This window comes from Legionella jamestowniensis (assembly GCF_001467745.1).
Taxonomy (GTDB): domain Bacteria; phylum Pseudomonadota; class Gammaproteobacteria; order Legionellales; family Legionellaceae; genus Tatlockia; species Tatlockia jamestowniensis.
In genome coordinates, this window is the sequence record NZ_LNYG01000013.1 from 1,497,879 (window position 1) to 1,516,194 (window position 18,316).

Genomic DNA, 18,316 nt, shown 5'->3' on the forward strand with positions numbered 1-18,316 from the left:
GTATAATTCTAACCAGTTATAATCCATAATTGAATTTTTTAGTCTATTTTTGTGCTTGTTCTAGAAGCTTTACTGCACTACCTTCTTGATAGGTAGCCTTATCGACCCGTAAATAAATAACTTGCTCTGCTTGTGAAATGTTTACATCACAAACTCCACGTAGGCTTTTTAACTGAGATAATAATTGATGAATATTATTAACGCCTGCAGGATAAGTTAGAATCAGTGTGGATAAATAAATTTCAGGTTTCATAAAAAAAGAAGTCGTAAACCATAGTCCACCTAAAAAAGCATTCACCATAAAAATTACCATGCTCCCACCTAGCTGATACAAAATACCGGCAAGGGCGCCTCCTGCGAAAATCCCCAAAAACTGGCTACTGGAATAAACTCCCATTGCCGTCCCTTTACTCATTGGATCCGATTGTTTGGAGATTAAGGATGGCAAGGTGGCCTCAAGAATATTGAAAGCAATGAAATAAATAAACATCAAAATCCATAATATCAGCCACTGATGGTTCATAAAAGCTAAAAAAAGCTGCATTAGACTAACTGCAAATACGGAACTTGTAAAAACAAGTTTCATTTTCCGCTTTTTTTCAGCCAAAAGAATAAAAGGTATCATGAAAATAAAGGAAAAAAACATTAGTGGTAAATAAAAATGCCACTGTTGAGCCAAATGCTGTTGTTCAATTTGTTGTTGTAAAAGTAAGGGAATCACAAAAAAGGTAGAGGTTAAAATATAATGTTGCAAAAATATTCCTATGTTCAACCGTTGTAAATGGGGATTGGATAATACGAGTTTAAGAAGAGAAGGATTGGCTTCGCTATCAACATGGAAACTTTCCTTTCGTGGTGTTGGGATGACAACATGTAATAGATAAAGGCCGATTAAGGCGAGAAATGTGGTTAAATAAAAAATGCCAGCTAAACCAAAATGGTGGGTAATGGCAGGACTTACAACCATGGCTAGGCTAAACGACAATCCTATGGTCATACCAATTACAGCCATGGCTCTTGTTCGGTACTCATCTGGTGTTAAATCAGCCATAAGCGCAATAAGCACACTACCAATTGCCCCTGTGCCCTGTAAGACTCTCGCAACTATCATTGTATAAATTGAATGGCTTAAAGCACCGATTAAACTGCCACAAGCAAAAATAATCAAACCTATCGTGAGGATTGGTTTACGGCCAAACCGATCGGAAAGCATGCCAAAGGGCATTTGCAACAATCCCTGGCTTAAACCATAACTCCCCAAAGCAAAACCGATTAAGGTAGGAGTTGCCCCTTCAAGTTTACCAGCAAATACAGTAAACACTGGTATCAGCATAAACAAGCCAAGCATACGAAATGAAAAAATAGCGGCAATGGGAAAAACCGCTTTTAACCAAGAGTGTTTCATTAACAACAATGCCTTTTAATAATGTTTGCTGATGGTACAAAGTTAGCGTTAGGGAGACAAGAATATTATAAGCAGAAAATATAAATATAATATATTATAGGATTTGACAGACAGGTCTATTCACTGTACTTTTGATGCATTTTTTATCCAGAGGAAAAGGTTAAATGAGTGGTGTATTGGCTAACAAAGTGGCGTTGATAACCGGTGGGGCGCGGGGCATTGGTAAAGCGACCGCTTTAAAATTAGCACAAGCCGGCAGTGACATTGCTATTGTTTATTATAATAGTTCAGACGAAGCTCAACACCTGGTTGAAGAAATTCAGCAAATGGGGCGCAAAGCGGTTGCATTACAGGCAAATGTTGCTGATCACCAGTCCGTGAAAGAAATGTTTGTGCAATTTCGAGAACATTTCTCTGTACTTCATTTTTTAATCAGTAACGCGGCCAGTGGTGTCTTGAAACCAGCATTAAAGATGTCTACCAAACATTGGCGTTGGTGTTTGGAAACCAATGCGTTGGCACTCAATCACCTGGTGGTTGAGGGGCGGGACTTGATGCCCCCTCAGAGCCGTGTTATTGCTCTATCAAGTTTAGGATCACATCGGGCGATTCCCAATTATGCCTTTATTGGTGCCTCCAAAGCTGCTTTGGAAGCGCTGGTTCGCTCCTTAAGTCTTGAATTAGCGGAATTTGGTATTACTGTTAATACCGTTTCAGCGGGTGTGGTTGACACGGATGCATTAAAGCACTTCCCTAACCGTCAGCAGCTATTAGATGAATATCATGCTCATGCTTTATCAGCTGAGCCTCTCATGCCAGAGCATGTAGCCGATGCTATTTACCTTCTCTGTTTGCCGGAAGCAAAAATGATTAATGCTCATACTTTATTTGTAGATGCAGGCTATAGTCGAGTTGGATAAGGGATCACGCAAGTGCTCTTGCGTGTTCCTTAAATAAAGCCGTAATAGGCATTATAGGCTTCCGCATCTTCATCATAATATTTGTTAGCGTTATTATTTGAAAGTTCTTCAGATGGAGTCTCGTTAGTTTCGCTATCGTTTACTGGAAGTGCAGAGCTGACAGAACTTGTAAATGCAATTTTGTCAGGATTAGGTATGGGGATTAAGTTTTTAGCTAAGTCATCTAGAATGGTTAGAATTTGAGTAATATCGGGTCTTTCAAATGCATCTTCATACATCATACTACGTAACAAGAGCCTAATCTCCTGATGACACGTCGGAATTTCATCCATGCGTGAGAATAAGGTGGCAAAGGAAGGGTGTTTGGCAGTCCAAATGACATCGGCAGGTCGAAAATCAGGATTGCGAAACATATCATCCCCCCATAGAAGCATTAGTACCCTACCTAAGGCATAAATATCTGTTTTAGCCGTGCTGTTCTCATAGAGGGAATAGCATTCAGGGGCTGCATAAGGAATAGCGCCATGATGTTCGCTAGAATCATCATAGCCTTTAGGTATTGCAAATGCCGCATCGATAAAATGGGTAACGAATTGCTCGTTGATTAAAATATTTCCAGGATTGATATCACGATGGATTAAACCTTTTTCCAGGATTTGCTCTTTATAGGTTTGCACTAAAATACGGGTTAAGTTATATCTTTGCTGGATAGTGAGCTGATTGGCTTCAATTAATAGCTTAAGAGGCACCCCGGGTAGTTTACGCATGGTGATATAGCTTTGCGTATCATCAACGGTCAGGGGCTTACAATGAAAAAATCCCAAATTGGTTAAATTACTAACCTCTTTTTCGGCTTGCTCCTTGGAAACATATTTTAAAGGTTGTGCCTTGACCAGACGTTGTTTTTCTTCAGGTTTAATTTTGGTAATTAATGCGTTGTCTTCAAACACCAGCGTGGATAAACTTAAATAAAGCTCACCAAAACACCCTTTGCCGTAAAGATTGTCATCAAGAACTTCATAGATATTTTTGGTGGCGTCGGAGTTTAAGTGCATGATGACACGATGACTAAGAATAATTTCCTTATCATTGAGCCAATGAGAACCTTTCGCAAAAGTAGTTTTGTTTTTATTCGCCATTAAAAGATTAGCTAATAAGGAGCGTGTAGTGGGTGTTAAATTAAGTAAATCGATAATTTGAGCCATAAGAGAACACAAACTTAAACAAAGGTGAGTTATTTTATCATAAATTGATTAAATATAGAACATCAAATGGATTTAGGTGCCGCGGTAATAACCGCGGCCAAGAAAGACCCACTGTCAATTATTTAAAATTTAACCGTTGCTTAGCGAAACCGATTATATTTTCTATCGAACTCACCTAAGTCTGCCTGCCCTTAAAGAGGGTAGGATTTCGACAAAAGGTCTTTCGGGAACAACCAATAAGGGTTCTTTTGAGTCCCTTACCATAGCTAACAAACTAAGCAAACTATTTACACCATGGCAAACAGCATCCGTACGCACGGTTTGACTACTAAAGTTAGTAATGAAACCTCCTATGGCGCGCTCCGGATTTTTGACATCATAGGTATTGGCCTTGGTGTAGGCATTTTGTAAAAGCCAGCGAGTAGTTAACAACATGGGCTGACGATATTGATTACAATTGTTTAAATGGTTAATTTGACAAAAGTCATAAAGAACTCCCATCACCTCATTTATCCAACCGTTGCCGCTAGGTGTAATAGCATCACGGTAACGTCCATAAGTGTAAGCATCATGTTTATTGGTGATTTGCAGCGATAATATTTTCGCAGCGGTTTCTTGGATAATGCGTCGATAAATCGCCTCATTGTTAATTTTGGCATAGTCAATCATTGCCATGAGAACCCAGCTAGTAGAAATAGAGTTCTTGGGTCGAAAATCATCGCCAACAAAGGCGCTTTGTTGCTTAACTTCTTCTTTAAAATGATTGGCAATTTTTGTAGCACCCTCATAATAGCGTTGATCCTTGGTGATGGCGTACAACCGAGAAAGAGCGGAAAGTACCTGGCCTGAGTAAAGGAAGGAGTGCTTATCATAAACACGCCAGCTAGTGCCTTTACAACTGGCAATGGGTGTTACATTGCCATCCGGTTTTATCATGGTTAATAGCCAATCGCCTGCCTTTTTAGCGGCAGTTAGGTAGTTATCACTATTGTAAAAACGATACAGTTCCAAAAGCGTAAAAATGGTTTTAGAGGTGGTTCCAACAACGACACGGCATTGCTTTTGCGATGTTAAAGGGTTAAAGGAATAATAAAACCCTCCTGCATGTGGGCCAGCGGGTACTTGCATAGACAAAATAAATTGGGCAATAGGTTTGAATTGTTTTTCAAGTACCGGATCGTGATTATATTGGTAAAGTTTAATGAGGGTATATAAGCTGGACGCGCTATAAATTGTGCGTAGTCGCTTTTCTGATTTGTCTTCTCTGGCGTCATAAAATTTGAAGAAGCCATGTAAGGAAGGATGCATTACATTGAGCAGATAATGTTGACTATTGGCCACTTGTTCTTTAATCAAAGATACATCTAAAAGTCGAACGGCCACGCGATTACCTAATAATTCCAATCCCTTTTTTAGGTATTCAATAAATGCATAAGTTTGCGTGGGGTAATAGTCAAAGCTAACTTTAAAGCGAAACTCTTCTAATTCTTTAACAGTTATTGGTTTAATGTTTGTAGTATTTAAAGCGCTTTCGGTGGCAGTTTGCAAAACCTGTGGTAAATTTTGACCCTGAACACTGGCCTGTCCAATTTGCGCGCCTTGATAATAGATACTGAGCTCAGTACTCCAATTAGGTATTTGATAGGAAGTATTCCACAAGGTATTCAGTGATGTTTTTGCGATGGGTGTGTTTAAAATTCTATGATTTGCCACGGAGCGGATATGGGCAATAACCATATCACGAAACTCTTGATTTTGATTAATGTCTGTTGTTTGGGAGCGGGTATCAGTGGTAAAGGGATAAACAAGGCCGAGAGGTAAAACATAAAGAACAGTTAATACGATTATTTTTATAATTTTTTGCATTATTTCCACTACTTATTAAGAAACACATCTTAAAAAAATTTTTTCATCCAGAAAAAGTATAAAAGATAACGATTTTATTTAATAGCCTGGTGAAAAGGCCGAAAGTTCTCATAAACTGATGTTGGAGATGATTTGAGCTTTAATAAATGACAGCCGAATAAAATTGTCTGATATTAACAATTACTAAGTCGCATCAATAAGCTACATAACATGATTAATCGCTGTGGAATTTGAATGGAGTGAGAATAAGAGTCAAAGTGACTAAAAAATGAGAAATATTTGCAGTGGAATCACCTTATTGCCGTAGCTGTCTGTTAAAAATTTATGATATACTTCGGGATTTTGAAAACCAGTCGAGCCTGAGGAATAAAAATGAATGTAGAAAGCGTGTACCCTAAGGTAAGGGAAATTATCGCTGATGTTTTGGTTATTGACGAAGAAGAAGTTTCTTTAAATAGTCGTTTAATCGCTGATTTAGGAGCTGAGTCAATAGATTTTCTGGATTTAGTTTTTCAACTTGAAAAAGAATTCAGCATTAAGATACCTCGCGGTCAATTAGAAAAAAATGCCCGCGGTGATTTGGCTGAAGATGAGTTTGAGAAAGGCGGTATACTTACTGCTAAAGGAATGCAAGCGCTCAAAAGTTATTTAAGTGAAGTTCCAGCTGATTACTTCAAGGAAAATTTAAAAGTTAATGAAATTCCCACCCTATTTACTGTTGAAACATTTTGTAAATTAGTCGTGGCAGCTGTGAATGAACAAAAAGCTTGTGAAACAACAGCCTGATGCGGTTTTTATTTGTCGATAGAATTTTGCAGTTATCTCCTGGTGAGACTATCCGGGGGATAAAGCATATAACACCGGATGATGCTTATCTATGCTATGACGATACTGGCAAGTTATGTTTCATTCCTTCCTTAATTGGAGAAACGCTGGGGCAGCTGGCTGCATGGAATGTCATGTTTTTTAACGACTTTAGTTTGCGTCCAGTAGCGGGAGTAGTTGCCAGTGCGCGTGTTTATCGCCCTGCTTATATCGGTGAGACCCTCGAATTAGAATCATTCATTGAGCGACTCGATGAGACTGCCGTACAGTATCACAGTATCGCCCGTATCAATGATGAAACCGTATTCCAGGTGGAGGGTGCTTTGGGTCCATTGCTACCCATGGATGAGTTTATTGATAATCAAGAGGTACGTGGTCAATTTCAAGAAATTTATAGGCCAGGAGATTGGTCGCCCTCGGTTAACTCTAAACAGATAGCGCTAAATATAGAAGCAAACCCTCGTGTTTCTAAATTGTCTTTCGACCGAATTATAGCCTCAGAGCCTGGTATTTCGTTAGTAGCAGAAAAAAGTATTACAGGCGCTGCTCCCTTTTTTCCTGATCATTTTCCCCGCAAGCCTGTATTACCCATGACGGTATTATTGGAATGCAAGCTTAATTTGGCACGCGAGTTTCTGGCTCAAGCACAATTGCATACGGCTTACCAAATTAGCGAGCTACGCAAAATAAAAATGAATGAGTTTATTTATCCAGGTGATATTGTTACCTGTTATGTGAAAGTCAAACAGCAAGATAACCAACAATTAATTTTAACTTATCGCAGCGAAGTCGAAGGTAAACGTGTCTGCGTTTTAGAATTAGTTATGACGGCGAAAGGTTGCTAATTATGAACAAAAGACGAGTGGCAATTACAGGTTTGGGCATCGTTTCGCCTTTGGGCAATGATGTTCATTCTACTTGGCAAAATTTAATGGCAGGTCAGTCAGGTATTGCTGAAATCAAACATTTTGATGCCAGTGGCTTCCCCACCCGCATTGCTGCGGAAGTAAAAGGATTCCAACTCAATCCTTGCATAAAGGGCAAACATAATCGTTTTGCCATGCCATTTACTCAATACGCGCTGGAAGCCGCCTATCAAGCTTTTGATGATGCGGGTATTACTCCTGATGAACACACTGCTTCCCGTTGGGGAGTGGTTACAGGAAGCGGTATGATGACTGCTGAGTTTAGCTATTTACAGCGTTTTCAAACTACTTGTGCAGCTGACGGGATGATTAATTGGCAAACTTTACAAGAGAAAGCCCAAGATTTTTATCGTCTGGTTGATTTCGGTAAAACCACCTCTAACTCCGGTCTTTCTTTGCTAATTCAGCAATTTGGTATAAAAGGTTATGCGTCGTCAGTTCATACTGCCTGTGCGTCAGGAGGACAAGCTCTGGGTTTAGCCATGCAGGTGATTCGCCGCGGTGAAGCAGATTTTATGCTGGCGGGTGGTTTCGATTCGATGATTAATCCCCTCGGTTTATCTAGCTTCTGCCTATTAGGGGCTTTATCTACTTACAACGAAACACCGACAACGGCCAGTCGACCTTTTGATAATACTCGCAACGGGTTTGTATTAGGTGAGGGTGCTGCTTTTTTAATTCTTGAAGAGTGGAGCAAAGCCAAAGCCAGGGGTGCAAAAATTTATGCGGAACTTGCAGGTGAGGGAAATTCCTTAAGCTCTTATCGCATTACCGACTCACATCCCAATGGGGATGGTGCTATTCAGGCGATTCAACGCGCGTTGGACGATGCCCAAGTGACTGCTCGAGATGTGGATTACATTAATGCACACGGTACATCCACCAAGATGAATGATTTAAGTGAAACCAATGCAATAAAAGCAGCATTTAGCGAATATGCCAAACAACTGCCTGTCAGTTCGACAAAAAGTCAAACAGGACATTTAATTGCTGCAGCAGGTGCTCTTGAGGCAGTATTGTCTGTTTTGAGTATTCAGCATGCTTATATCCCACCAACCGTAAATTTAACGACGCCTGATCCTGAGTGTGATCTTGATTATGTCGTTGATGGACCTCGTGAAAAATCATTAGGCGTTGTTCTTTCTAACTCATTTGGCTTTGGTGGCTCGAATAGTTGTTTATTGTTTAAACATCCTGAGTTTGGAGGAGTAAATTGATGAAAAACTCCAACCGTGTTTTTATTACTGGCCTAAGTGCGGTGACAGCATGTGGCGATACGGTCGAAAGTACTTGGGAAGCAATTTTAAATGGCCAAAGCGGTATTGATGAAATTAAGCAATGGGATTTATCGTCGTGGTCACATCGCTTAGGTGGTGAGCTTAAAAATTATCAACCGGCAAAAATGCTTCCTGATCGAAAATTGATGAAAGTAATTTCCAGACAGGATGTAATAGGTATAAATGCGGCAGTGCAAGCCGTTAATCATAGCCAGATAATTGATTATCGCACGACATTAGCTCCGGAAGTAATCGAACATTTTAACGACAGAACAGCAATTTTTGTGGGCTCCCCAGGTAATAAATATTTCCAACAGGAAGATTTCCTACCGCTACTTGCGAAAACCGGCGGGGACATGAAAGGTTTTGCAGATGAGTTATTTAATGAAGTTCATCCCATGTGGTTATTACGTATTTTGCCCAATAATGTACTGGCTTATACAGGAATTACTTACGGTTTTAAGGGACCTAACCACAACGTTACCAATCATGCTGTCGGCGGGACTCAGGCGCTAATTGAAGCTTACCATGCGATTGCCCAAGGGCAGGCTGACAGAGCTGTTGTTGTCGGTTATGACATAGGTATTGAGCCGCAAGCGCTCTTTTATTACGAGAAACTTGGCGTAATCAGTTCAAAGCATCTGAAACCTTTTGACAATGAGCATGACGGCACTGTTCTGGCTGAGGGTGCCGCAGCAATCGTATTGGAAAGTGAAGAAAGTGTGCAGGCTCGTTCAGCGCGTTGTTTTGGGGAAATTACCGGTGGTATTTCAGCGACAGAGGCGGCCGGTTTATTCTCGGTGGAGACTGAAGGTGGAGCACTAACAGAGTTAATAAAACGCACGTTAGATTCACAGCATCTAAGCCCTGATGACATTGACTTCATCGTTGCTCATGGGAATGGAAATGTGAAATCTGATAATAGCGAAGCGCAGGCTATTAATAATACTTTGGCCAATGTACCCGTGACTGCTTTTAAATGGGCCATGGGGCATACTATTTGTGCTTCAGGGGTGATTGATGCAGTATTAACGAGTTATGCGTTGGCGCACAAATGCGTACCAGGTATTGCCAATTTTACGCAGGCTGCACCAGCTTGCAAGCACTTAAACATTAAAATGGAGCATCGTTATTTGGACAGCGCTAAAACTGCATTAATGATTAATCGTGGGTTTGCCAGTATTAATGCTTGCATAGTGATTAAAGCTTGTGACTGAGTTAACGACGAAGATAGATAATTTGCGCATTTCGTTTATGGGGCGATTTCTATATCGTTTTATCCCTTATCGACGTAATATTGTTCACGCAAATATTAATCAGGTTTTTGGTGAGAGTTTAAACGGTCCACAAAAAGAACGATTGGCAAAAGCAATTTATTCGCACGTGGCCACCTCCATTAAAGAAATTATTCAATTACGATTCATCAGTGAAAAAAAGCTGCGTGAGCGTGTCGAAGTTCGTGGTTACCAACGGTTATTGGATATTGTTGCTAAAGAACGGGGTGTTTTAATTTTAACAGGACATTTTGGCAACTGGGAGTTTGCTCCGCTTGGAGGAATATTAAATTTTAAAGAATTTAAAGGGCAATTTCATTTTATACGTCGTACCTTTGGCAATAAAACGCTTGAGCAATTTTTGTTTCGCCGCTATTATCGCGCAGGGTTAAATGTCATTCCCAAGAAAAATTCATTGGAACAGGTATGCAAAGCCTTGGATCAGAACCATGCTGTCGTTTTTGTGTTAGATCAGCACGCTTCTCTGGTTAATCGTGATGGAGTAGCCGTCGAGTTTTTTGGTAAAAAAGCGGGAACTTATCGTAGCTTAGCCAGCTTTGCGCGTCATACGGGTGTTCCTGTGGTACCTGCAGCAGGGTATCGCTTACCAAACGGTAAGCATGTCCTTGAATTTCATGAACCTATCTATTGGAAAGATTACGAGACGACCCAAGAATCTATTTATCAAAATACGCTTGCTTATAATCAAGCGTTGGAACGTATTATTTTAGCTCACCCGGAGCAGTGGCACTGGCTGCATAAACGCTGGAAGTTAAAAACCTCTGCTTAATCACGAATGATGGGTTGTTGGGTAAAAAATTCAAAATTATAGTTGTACAGACCAACGAAAGTGCCATCGGCCTGAAGTTGTAAAAGCACTTTATTAATTTGTTCAATCTTGTCTTGATTGATCGGCGAAGCAACAACACCCAACCCTTCTCCAACTTGAAAATGTTCCTTTAGGACTTTAGCATCCTCTGGATACTGATGTGCCAAATATAACGCTGTAAAATAATTACCAAATACAGCGTCAATTTTACCGTCTTTTAAGTCAAGAAATATATTCTGATAAACATCATAGGGTACAACCGTAAATTGATTGATGAAATTTTCAGTAATATATTGATAATATTCGCGTGACCGTAGTGCTCCGACACGCTTACCCTGTAACTCGTCAATAGTATTGATAGGACTACTCTTCAATACGGTAAATCCGCCATCACAGGGTAAGTAAGGAAGACTAAACACAAACTCTTGTCTACGCTCGGGTGTAATAACAATAGAACCAATGGCAAGGTCAACTTGATTATTACGGACTGCATTAAGAAGGTTAACAAATTTAAGAGGTTTATATTGGCATTGCCATTGAAGTTTAGTGCAAATTGCATTCATCAAATCAATATCAAATCCTTGTGTGGCTGAGAGTGAGGTGACGTAAGGGGGATTAAAAATTGGTGTTCCAATAATAACTTTGGGATTAGCAGAAAAAGAAAAATTGCATAAAAAACAACAGGCTAGACAGAAGAATTTCATTTTCAAATGACTTCCTGCAGTAATTTTTATCTAAGTATAGAACAGAATTTAAATAGGAGTTTTATAAATATTAGAGATTTAAATCATTTGATGCTCTAAAAGTGCCAGGAAAAATTAAAAGAAAGACAGTCTATCAAGAAAGATGAACTGCCTTTCAACTGGTTATATAGTGCTTAGCCAGTTCAGGCCTACATAAGGACCTTGCAGACCAAAAGCAGATTCATTATTTGTACTACTAAATGCACTAATAAAGTGATTAGCATTAAAATAATTGACAACCATCCAACCCGCATCAATGGTCAAAGTTCCTTGTGTCATAACCCAACCATATTTAGCGCCAAGTTTGGCTTCTAATTCAGGAATAATGGTTGTTTTGGAACTATTAGACGCTCTACCAACCAAGCCGGGTATAGTAATGCCTGCATTAAATTTCGCATCACCAACCAAAATAGCAGCGGCCCCCTTGCCATAAATGGCAAGACCATTACCAACGTTATAAGTCATATCGCTACCAACCCGCGGACCAAATCCATTAAATTGGCTATCCACTGTGAAAGCAAACGGTAGGGTGGCGGGTATTATCGTGGAATAACCAGAAGCTCGGATTTCATGTTCAATATGTGTAAATTGCACACCGGCATGGAATCGAATGTCTTTGTACTGCCCAAAATCAACATGTTGGCCAAATTCCAGATTTACAGCATCCCATTCAGGCTCAAAACGGGTTGTACCAAAAAGAGCGGCAGGGAACCCTGGGATAAATACCCCAGTATAACTGTAATCATTTCGTTTATTATCCCAATGATACCAGTTCAGATTCAAATCATTTCCGGTATTAAAATGGTAAGCGCCTTCCAGCATGAACCCCCAATGCCAATCAGCATCGGACTCCACATAATGACGTGTGACACCATCAAAAGCGGTGTAGGGCCTGTAACCATAATCCACATCATAGGCAGGTTTAAGGTATAGAGCTTTAACGCCAAAATCCCAGCCATTCCATGCGCAAGGTACGGTAACCGAACCAGGGATACACACAGACCCCATGCTACCGGCAAATAGCGTACTGCAGCCCAACATAAGAGTAGCAAACATTCCTCGATTTAATCGCAACACGCCTTTAATCTCCTTGAATTTTTATTTTTTGTATTAAAATACAATAGGAATTGATAATACCTAATTAATAATAAAAATTCTAATTCTTCATGCCATTGCAATGCTGATCAATTTTTTCTCACATCTGTGTAAAAATTGATATACTTAAAATGATAAGGTCATTTTTTACATTAGCTAAAATTGCTGAAATGTTGATTTAAATTGACCATGAAGCAAAAAGGAAAACATAGCAAGTTAAGGAGCGCATCATGGACGTAAAAGAAATTATGACCCCTAATCCAGAATATTTACTGGCAACTAGCACTCTTAGCGAAGCCGCAAAAAAAATGCGAGAACTGGATACGGGTTTTTTACCTATTGGTGATAAAGCGACAGATAAGCTAATTGGAACTCTAACTGATAGAGACATTGTTATTTGTGGGCTTGCTGCAGGTAAAGACCTTAGTACGCCTGTGGAAAAAGTCATGCATAAAGGAATTTTTTACTGTTTCGAAAATGATGATGTAAGAAAAGCTTCCAAGTACATGAAAGAAAATCAAATCCGTCGCTTAGTGGTGTTAAATAGAGATAAAAAATTGACTGGTATTCTTTCTTTGGGCGATATCGCAGTAAATTGTGCTGAGGATAGAATTAAAGGAGAAACCTTGGAAGAAATTTCCAAACATTAATGACATCATTAACTATTAGCATCAATCATCAAGCCTGGTTGCATGGGGTGGCAACTAGGCATTTTATCAGATAATCTGTTTGTAAAATATTCTCTGTGCTATTATTGTGACCGCAACACTAGTTTAAAATTTCATCCATCGTTTATTTCCAGGCTACAGTCATGTTTTATAGAAAAATGTTGAAATCAAAAATCCATCGTGCACGAGTGACCCAGGCTGATTTGGATTATGAAGGAAGTATAACTATTGCCCCAGAACTTCTTATTGCTGCCAATATTTTACCGAATGAAGCGGTCAATGTGTGGAATGTAACAGCAGGCACTCGCTTTGAAACTTATGCGATTACTGGTGAAGAATATTCAACAGAGATTTGCGTAAATGGCGCTGCGGCTCATTTAGTGACGCCAGGAGATATTATTATCATCGCTTCATTTATTCAAATGCCAGACGAAATATGTCAACACCATCAACCCATTGTGATATTTGTTGACCATTCCAATCGCATGCAAGAAGTTAGACCTGAGATTCGTGGTAAAAAATTGTTAACGCCCGAAGAAAACTTGGTTTAATATGAATTTGTAGGAAAATATTGTAGTGCCTTTCTGAAACTGAGCATGTGCTGTCTTTATAAGGATATAATTATGGCTAATGAAAATCTTCTGTCTCAATTGGTTAATGCAATCTGGTACGAGGGAAAAACACTTTATACGCAACATGTCCCCGGGTTTTTTACGGCTTACAGAAGCGCAAAGGATGTTATGTTAACGTTGAGCGCTCCTGTGTATGCTCCCTTTGTTTTTACCTTAGCGACAGCACTGACTGGAGCCATTGCCGTACTGGCGACTCTCATCTGCGCGGGGGCGTATTTGACGGCGGGAATTTCCAAAGTAGTGGGTAAAACTTCTGTTGCCCGTGATGCCTGGGACATCGGCAGTTTTTGCGGTGTTATTGCGGCTGTTGCTGCTATTCTTCTGCCTTGCAGCGCTTTTCTGAGTCTGATCTCCTTGCCCTATAGTGTTGCACATTTAACAATTCGAAGTGGCATAAGTGTGGCTTCAAAACTTGTTGAAGACAGTAACTCTCAAGCTGCCGCAAAGTCATTGTCTGTTTAATTTTCTAAAACGCCGGGTAATTGCGAAGGGTTTACAGTTATGGATTCGCAGTTACTCTGTAAATCTTTATATACATGAAACGATGGATTCGGTATTATTTGCTCAAAATTTGATCTCTAGAATTGTTTTGGATGCTCTATGTTTGATTATATCTCTCGGTTTGGTTCCAACGTCCTTCATTTTACAAAAGCGGGTTATGAATCAGTTAGTGCGTTATGGACAAATGAAGGTGCTGCAAAAATTACTATGCCATTATTTGAAACGGCTCTCGCTGATTTCTTGCCTGCTATCATGGCGTTTGAAATTAATGAAACACTGCAAGAAATACTTAATGATTATCAAGAGGAAATTTCCGAGGAATATTTTGAGAGTGCTGCACTTGGAGTAGCAGCTGCCAGCGTCAATGTAGTGTTTATGTCTTATATTCTCCGAAATATTATGCGCGGGGGCATTCGGTTATCAGCGCTTCTTATAGCTATCCCTTATCTAGTGAAGCAGGGCATCTTGGACGAAGACCCCTCCTCTGAACCGGTTGAGAGTGGATCTATTAGAATAAAGTACTTAAGAAATATGATGCGCGCGGGTATTCGGTTATCAGAACTTCCCTCCTCTGAATCGTTTGAAGATGAATCTATGAGAATAAAATACTTGCTTGGAGAGCATTTTATTGAAGAAAGCCTAAATGCGTTTTTTCCTGAAGCCCATATACTTCACACTTTGTTAAACTTAAGCTCAAGCTATGCTCTGGTGGAGAGTGCTTTGGGTGGGCAGGCAGTACGCCGTTTGAATCGATTAAAAATTAATAGTTTACCCTTGTTAGTGGCTGGTGCTCGTTTTTTGATGGATTTAGCACTCCAAAACAATACCAATCCTTATTTAAGCTTATTGATTGATAATATAGTTTTTGTTGGTTTGTTTACAATAATAGCCAATATGAGATTAGATTCTGTTAATCTTGAGCACGAAGGGTATTCATTAAATCCTTCCTCTATTGTGACTCGGCTAAAGCCAGTAAAAATAACACAGTTTCTCTTAAAACAGGCAAGCAGAAAAGTATCACCGCAACAATTGCAGGAAATTGCAATGCAGTTAACGGAACACGCAGAGCAACCCTTATTAGTAGCCAAACTGATGGGATTGCCAAAAATGATGCTTTCACCAGAAAAATTTTTTAATGACTCTGTAATCCGTGATTTACTGGAGGCATTGCCTGGTCAAACCCGAGTGCAACTTATGAAGAAATACTCGCCAGAGCAGATAAAATTGTTTTTAAACTATTTTGAAACCACAATTACTAAAACGAGACCAAAATATACACCCACCATTTATAATTTTTTCCTAAAGCCATGGGCTGAAAATTTTCAAAACAAGGTAGCAGAAATCTCCCGGGCGAACGATGGACCCGTAACAAGATGTTTGATTAGACGTAGAGACAGAGATGAACCCAGGCGATTGTATTCTTTATTTAGGGAGATAGATGAATCCTTACAGTCACCAGGAGAAACGCATAGGAATTGTTTAACTCAATAGATGCCTGGTTTTATTTATTATTTACTTTCAGCCTCAACTTGTGTTTTGATTTTTTAAGGGACAAGTGGAGGCAAGTAATATGATTTATTTTGTTTATTTTTTATTGTTGATTGCGACAATTGGAGTTGCAAAGCGCCTCATCATATCTACGGACTCTATTTTAAATTCATTTTTCAGCATTCAAAAACAGTTAAAGCACAAGGATATTCTTACATTACTCGAGCATTTTGATTACGCTCCTGACGAGGGTGTTTGCTTTGGTTTTACATTAACTTGGGCTCAGGATGCAGCGCTGGGAATCGATGAATGTTTCTATGAACGATTAAATTTGATTAGAAAACATAAACAGTCCCTTGGAAATAAAATAGAACGCGTCAACTTTAAAATAAAAAATAAAGAAAGAATAAACGGACACGAAAATCAATTGTTGGATATTAAGTCTCTTTTTGAAGCAATTTGTCTTGCGCAAAGTCCTGAGGATTATGACGACATCTATGCTCAACGGCTTAATCAAACCGATATTGATGCTATTTTTTCCTTAATTCGTCATAAATTAGCCCAGAATTCTGAGATAAAGCGCTTTCTTTTAAAGACCACGGCGTTTAATACCAAAGATGATGGCATTCAATATTTTAATCAGTTGTTGGCATTATTAAAAACAACCGATAATGTGCCAATGGTTTTAAGCAGTGAAAATCATTCTGTGGGCCTTAAAAAAAGGGATGGTAAGTGGTTATTTATCGATATTAATGAGCTTTATACACAATCAGAGGATTATCCTTATTTAATTCTAAGTAGTGAAGAGCTCGTTATGCAACTAAGTGCAAGCTTCAGCGATAGTAGACAGCTTATTTTTCACACTGACTTCATCGCTGCCAACCCTTCTCTTGAATTAAAAAGACGTCTTCAACGATTAGATGACATCTATCCCGTTTTTCGCAGGCAAATAAGCTATAAAAATAGCCGACAAGTCGGGTTTTTGGCGATTAGTGCGCAGAATGGTGAAGAAAAAACAGTACGGGAGATTTTGCAATTGCATAATGGCTTGAATCGACTCAGCGTGGAGCAAATTAGCCATGCTGTTTATTATGCAATTTATAATCATCATGAGAAAGTATTAAATCTATTAATCAAAGCGCGTGGATTTGCTATCAATAGGTCGTGTCGAGGTGATGGTGCAACACCGCTTGGTATTGCTTGTGATTATGGTTATCTGGATTTGGTAAAAATCTTACTTGCTTGCCCGGGTGTGCAGGTTGATGCTAAAACCAAAGAAGGCTATACACCTTTAATGCTTGCTTGTTTGTCGCCTCATACACGTAATAATGCCGAATTGTTTGAAGCATTGCTAGAAGCAGGGGCAAACCCAGGATTGAGAAACTTAGCCTATGATGATGTACTGAGCATAGCAAGGAACGTAGCTAATCAGGCCGCAATTACGGTCTTAAGCAAACATTACTATCCATTTTCCGGCATACGAAAAAATTATGCGTCAGTGACAAGAGTCGGTTATTCATTGTTTACACCTAGAGAAGGAACAGCAATACCACAAACAACGTCACAAAATAATATTTTCAATTGTCTATAGCCACTGAAATCTGATCTGAATTAGCACTTATTTTCTATACTTAAAGTAGGAAAGTCATTTTGGGAGAAAAATCATGGAAATAACGATTTTTTTAGCCCAGGTAATTGGGTGGTATTTAGTGATAGTAAGCCTTTTTGTATTGTTTCGCCAGGAACAGTTAAGAGGCGTAATGGGCGATATTTTGGCACAGCGAGCACTATTATTTTTTATTGCTATTGTCACTGTGATTTTAGGGCTATTGTTAGTGATAAGCCATAATGTTTGGGTGCTCGGTTGGCCGGTAATTATTACTATCGTTGGTTGGTTAGTGCTCATCAGTGGACTTTTAAGATTAGTCATACCTGAAGCTTTATTAAGAGTGGGGCAATGGTGGCTGGCAAATCCAACCTATTTGCTAATTGCTGCAGTCATTTATCTGATTATTGGCGTCTATTTGCTTTACAGAGCTTATTTTGGATAAAAAGATTCTACCGCTCAATGAATGATGGGCCAGAAATGAGAAGGGGGGCATTTTACCCCCTCGCATTACTCTACTGTAACTTCAATACGCTTTTCTGGAGGGGTTTCTTTCTTAGGAATGGTAATTTCTAATACCCCATTCTTGCATTTTGCTTTTATTTTGGAGTCATCTGCTGTTTCTGGCAAACTAAAGCGACGATAAAACTGACCTTGCATGCGTTCTACTCTGGAGTAATTATCTTTATTTTCCATTTTTTCAAAATGGCGTTCACCTTGGATCGTTAGAATATTTTTTTCTAAAGAAATATGAATATCTTCTTTTTTTACGCCTGGAATATCGGCAAGAACAAGGAAGCGATCTTTTTCCTCTTTAATGTCAACAGCAGGTGCCCAGGTGCTGGTGTCTATAAAGGAAGAATCATCGGGTTGTCCTTTAAAGAAACTCTCCAGAAGATTAGAGAAATCCCGCAGAGGATAGTAATCACGTCTCGTAATATTCATAACTTTTCTCCTTGTTTAAGTTAAGCTTATAACCATAGGCATGGTGGCAAATTTTAAATTTTCAAGTGGAGAAAATAATTATGGTTATTAACGCAGGCTTTCATCTTCTTT

18 protein-coding genes are annotated in these 18,316 nt (G+C 39.3%); 12 read left to right on the forward strand and 6 right to left on the reverse strand.

Features of this window, described 5'->3' with window-relative positions; all coding sequences use genetic code 11:
• Positions 1-43: 43 nt before the first annotated feature.
• Positions 44-1,405, reverse strand: a complete 1,362-nt coding sequence (locus Ljam_RS11000) for an MFS transporter (protein ID WP_058450065.1) — start codon at positions 1,403-1,405, stop codon at positions 44-46.
• A gap of 164 nt (positions 1,406-1,569) precedes the next feature.
• Here Ljam_RS11000 and fabL point away from each other — a divergent pair, with 164 nt between their 5' ends.
• On the forward strand, positions 1,570-2,325 hold the full coding sequence (fabL, locus tag Ljam_RS11005; RefSeq protein WP_058450066.1) for an enoyl-[acyl-carrier-protein] reductase FabL: 756 nt from the start codon (positions 1,570-1,572) through the stop codon (positions 2,323-2,325).
• A gap of 29 nt (positions 2,326-2,354) precedes the next feature.
• On the opposite strand, the gene Ljam_RS11010 is transcribed toward fabL, so the two are convergent.
• Entirely contained in the window at positions 2,355-3,530 is a 1,176-nt protein-coding gene (locus Ljam_RS11010; RefSeq protein ID WP_058450067.1) for a protein kinase domain-containing protein, read from the reverse strand.
• A 171-nt stretch (positions 3,531-3,701) separates the two neighbouring features.
• Positions 3,702-5,396, reverse strand: coding sequence for a glycoside hydrolase family 76 protein (locus tag Ljam_RS15535; RefSeq protein WP_058450068.1), 1,695 nt, complete (start codon positions 5,394-5,396; stop codon positions 3,702-3,704).
• A 372-nt stretch (positions 5,397-5,768) separates the two neighbouring features.
• Between Ljam_RS15535 and Ljam_RS11020 the strand changes: the two genes are divergently transcribed.
• The 5 genes from Ljam_RS11020 to Ljam_RS11040 are packed head-to-tail and all read left to right on the forward strand — an operon-like array spanning position 5,769 to position 10,488.
• Positions 5,769-6,182, forward strand: coding sequence for an acyl carrier protein (locus tag Ljam_RS11020; RefSeq protein ID WP_058450069.1), 414 nt, complete (start codon positions 5,769-5,771; stop codon positions 6,180-6,182).
• Positions 6,182-7,066 (forward strand): ApeI family dehydratase, encoded by an 885-nt coding sequence (locus tag Ljam_RS11025; protein WP_058450070.1) that lies wholly within the window; start codon positions 6,182-6,184, stop codon positions 7,064-7,066. The genes Ljam_RS11020 and Ljam_RS11025 overlap by 1 nt, the downstream gene beginning before the upstream one ends.
• A gap of 2 nt (positions 7,067-7,068) precedes the next feature.
• Positions 7,069-8,364 carry a beta-ketoacyl-[acyl-carrier-protein] synthase family protein gene (locus Ljam_RS11030; RefSeq protein WP_058450071.1) on the forward strand — a complete coding sequence of 432 codons (1,296 nt, stop codon included), beginning with the start codon at positions 7,069-7,071 and terminating at the stop codon, positions 8,362-8,364.
• Positions 8,364-9,641, forward strand: coding sequence for a beta-ketoacyl-[acyl-carrier-protein] synthase family protein (locus Ljam_RS11035; protein WP_058450072.1), 1,278 nt, complete (start codon positions 8,364-8,366; stop codon positions 9,639-9,641). The genes Ljam_RS11030 and Ljam_RS11035 overlap by 1 nt, the downstream gene beginning before the upstream one ends.
• Positions 9,634-10,488: a lysophospholipid acyltransferase family protein gene (locus Ljam_RS11040; RefSeq protein ID WP_058450073.1), complete on the forward strand. Its 855-nt coding sequence runs from the start codon at positions 9,634-9,636 to the stop codon at positions 10,486-10,488. Before Ljam_RS11035 ends, Ljam_RS11040 begins: the two co-directional genes overlap by 8 nt.
• On the opposite strand, the gene Ljam_RS11045 is transcribed toward Ljam_RS11040, so the two are convergent.
• The gene (locus Ljam_RS11045; RefSeq protein WP_058450074.1) at positions 10,485-11,231 is read right to left on the reverse strand and encodes a transporter substrate-binding domain-containing protein; all 747 of its coding nucleotides are present in this window, start codon (positions 11,229-11,231) and stop codon (positions 10,485-10,487) included. The two genes, Ljam_RS11040 and Ljam_RS11045, sit on opposite strands and share 4 nt — an antisense overlap.
• 162 nt (positions 11,232-11,393) lie before the next feature.
• Complete coding sequence (locus tag Ljam_RS11050; protein ID WP_058450075.1) at positions 11,394-12,347, reverse strand: Lpg1974 family pore-forming outer membrane protein; 954 nt, start codon at positions 12,345-12,347, stop codon at positions 11,394-11,396.
• Positions 12,348-12,595: 248 nt separating this feature from the next.
• Here Ljam_RS11050 and Ljam_RS11055 point away from each other — a divergent pair, with 248 nt between their 5' ends.
• From Ljam_RS11055 to Ljam_RS11080, 6 genes are all read left to right on the forward strand, one after another.
• Positions 12,596-13,015 carry a CBS domain-containing protein gene (locus Ljam_RS11055; protein ID WP_058450076.1) on the forward strand — a complete coding sequence of 140 codons (420 nt, stop codon included), beginning with the start codon at positions 12,596-12,598 and terminating at the stop codon, positions 13,013-13,015.
• 161 nt (positions 13,016-13,176) lie between these two features.
• Positions 13,177-13,584, forward strand: a complete 408-nt coding sequence (panD, locus tag Ljam_RS11060; RefSeq protein WP_058450077.1) for an aspartate 1-decarboxylase — start codon at positions 13,177-13,179, stop codon at positions 13,582-13,584.
• 72 nt (positions 13,585-13,656) lie between these two features.
• The gene (locus tag Ljam_RS11065) at positions 13,657-14,127 is read left to right on the forward strand and encodes a hypothetical protein (RefSeq protein ID WP_058450078.1); all 471 of its coding nucleotides are present in this window, start codon (positions 13,657-13,659) and stop codon (positions 14,125-14,127) included.
• Between the two features lie 138 nt (positions 14,128-14,265).
• The gene (locus tag Ljam_RS11070) at positions 14,266-15,657 is read left to right on the forward strand and encodes a hypothetical protein (RefSeq protein WP_058450079.1); all 1,392 of its coding nucleotides are present in this window, start codon (positions 14,266-14,268) and stop codon (positions 15,655-15,657) included.
• Between the two features lie 79 nt (positions 15,658-15,736).
• Complete coding sequence (ankG, locus tag Ljam_RS11075; protein ID WP_058450080.1) at positions 15,737-17,245, forward strand: Dot/Icm T4SS effector AnkG/AnkZ/LegA7; 1,509 nt, start codon at positions 15,737-15,739, stop codon at positions 17,243-17,245.
• Positions 17,246-17,318: 73 nt separating this feature from the next.
• Complete coding sequence (locus Ljam_RS11080) at positions 17,319-17,705, forward strand: hypothetical protein (RefSeq protein WP_058450081.1); 387 nt, start codon at positions 17,319-17,321, stop codon at positions 17,703-17,705.
• A gap of 65 nt (positions 17,706-17,770) precedes the next feature.
• On the opposite strand, the gene Ljam_RS11085 is transcribed toward Ljam_RS11080, so the two are convergent.
• Positions 17,771-18,205, reverse strand: a complete 435-nt coding sequence (locus tag Ljam_RS11085) for an Hsp20/alpha crystallin family protein (RefSeq protein ID WP_058450082.1) — start codon at positions 18,203-18,205, stop codon at positions 17,771-17,773.
• Positions 18,206-18,316: the final 111 nt, after the last annotated feature.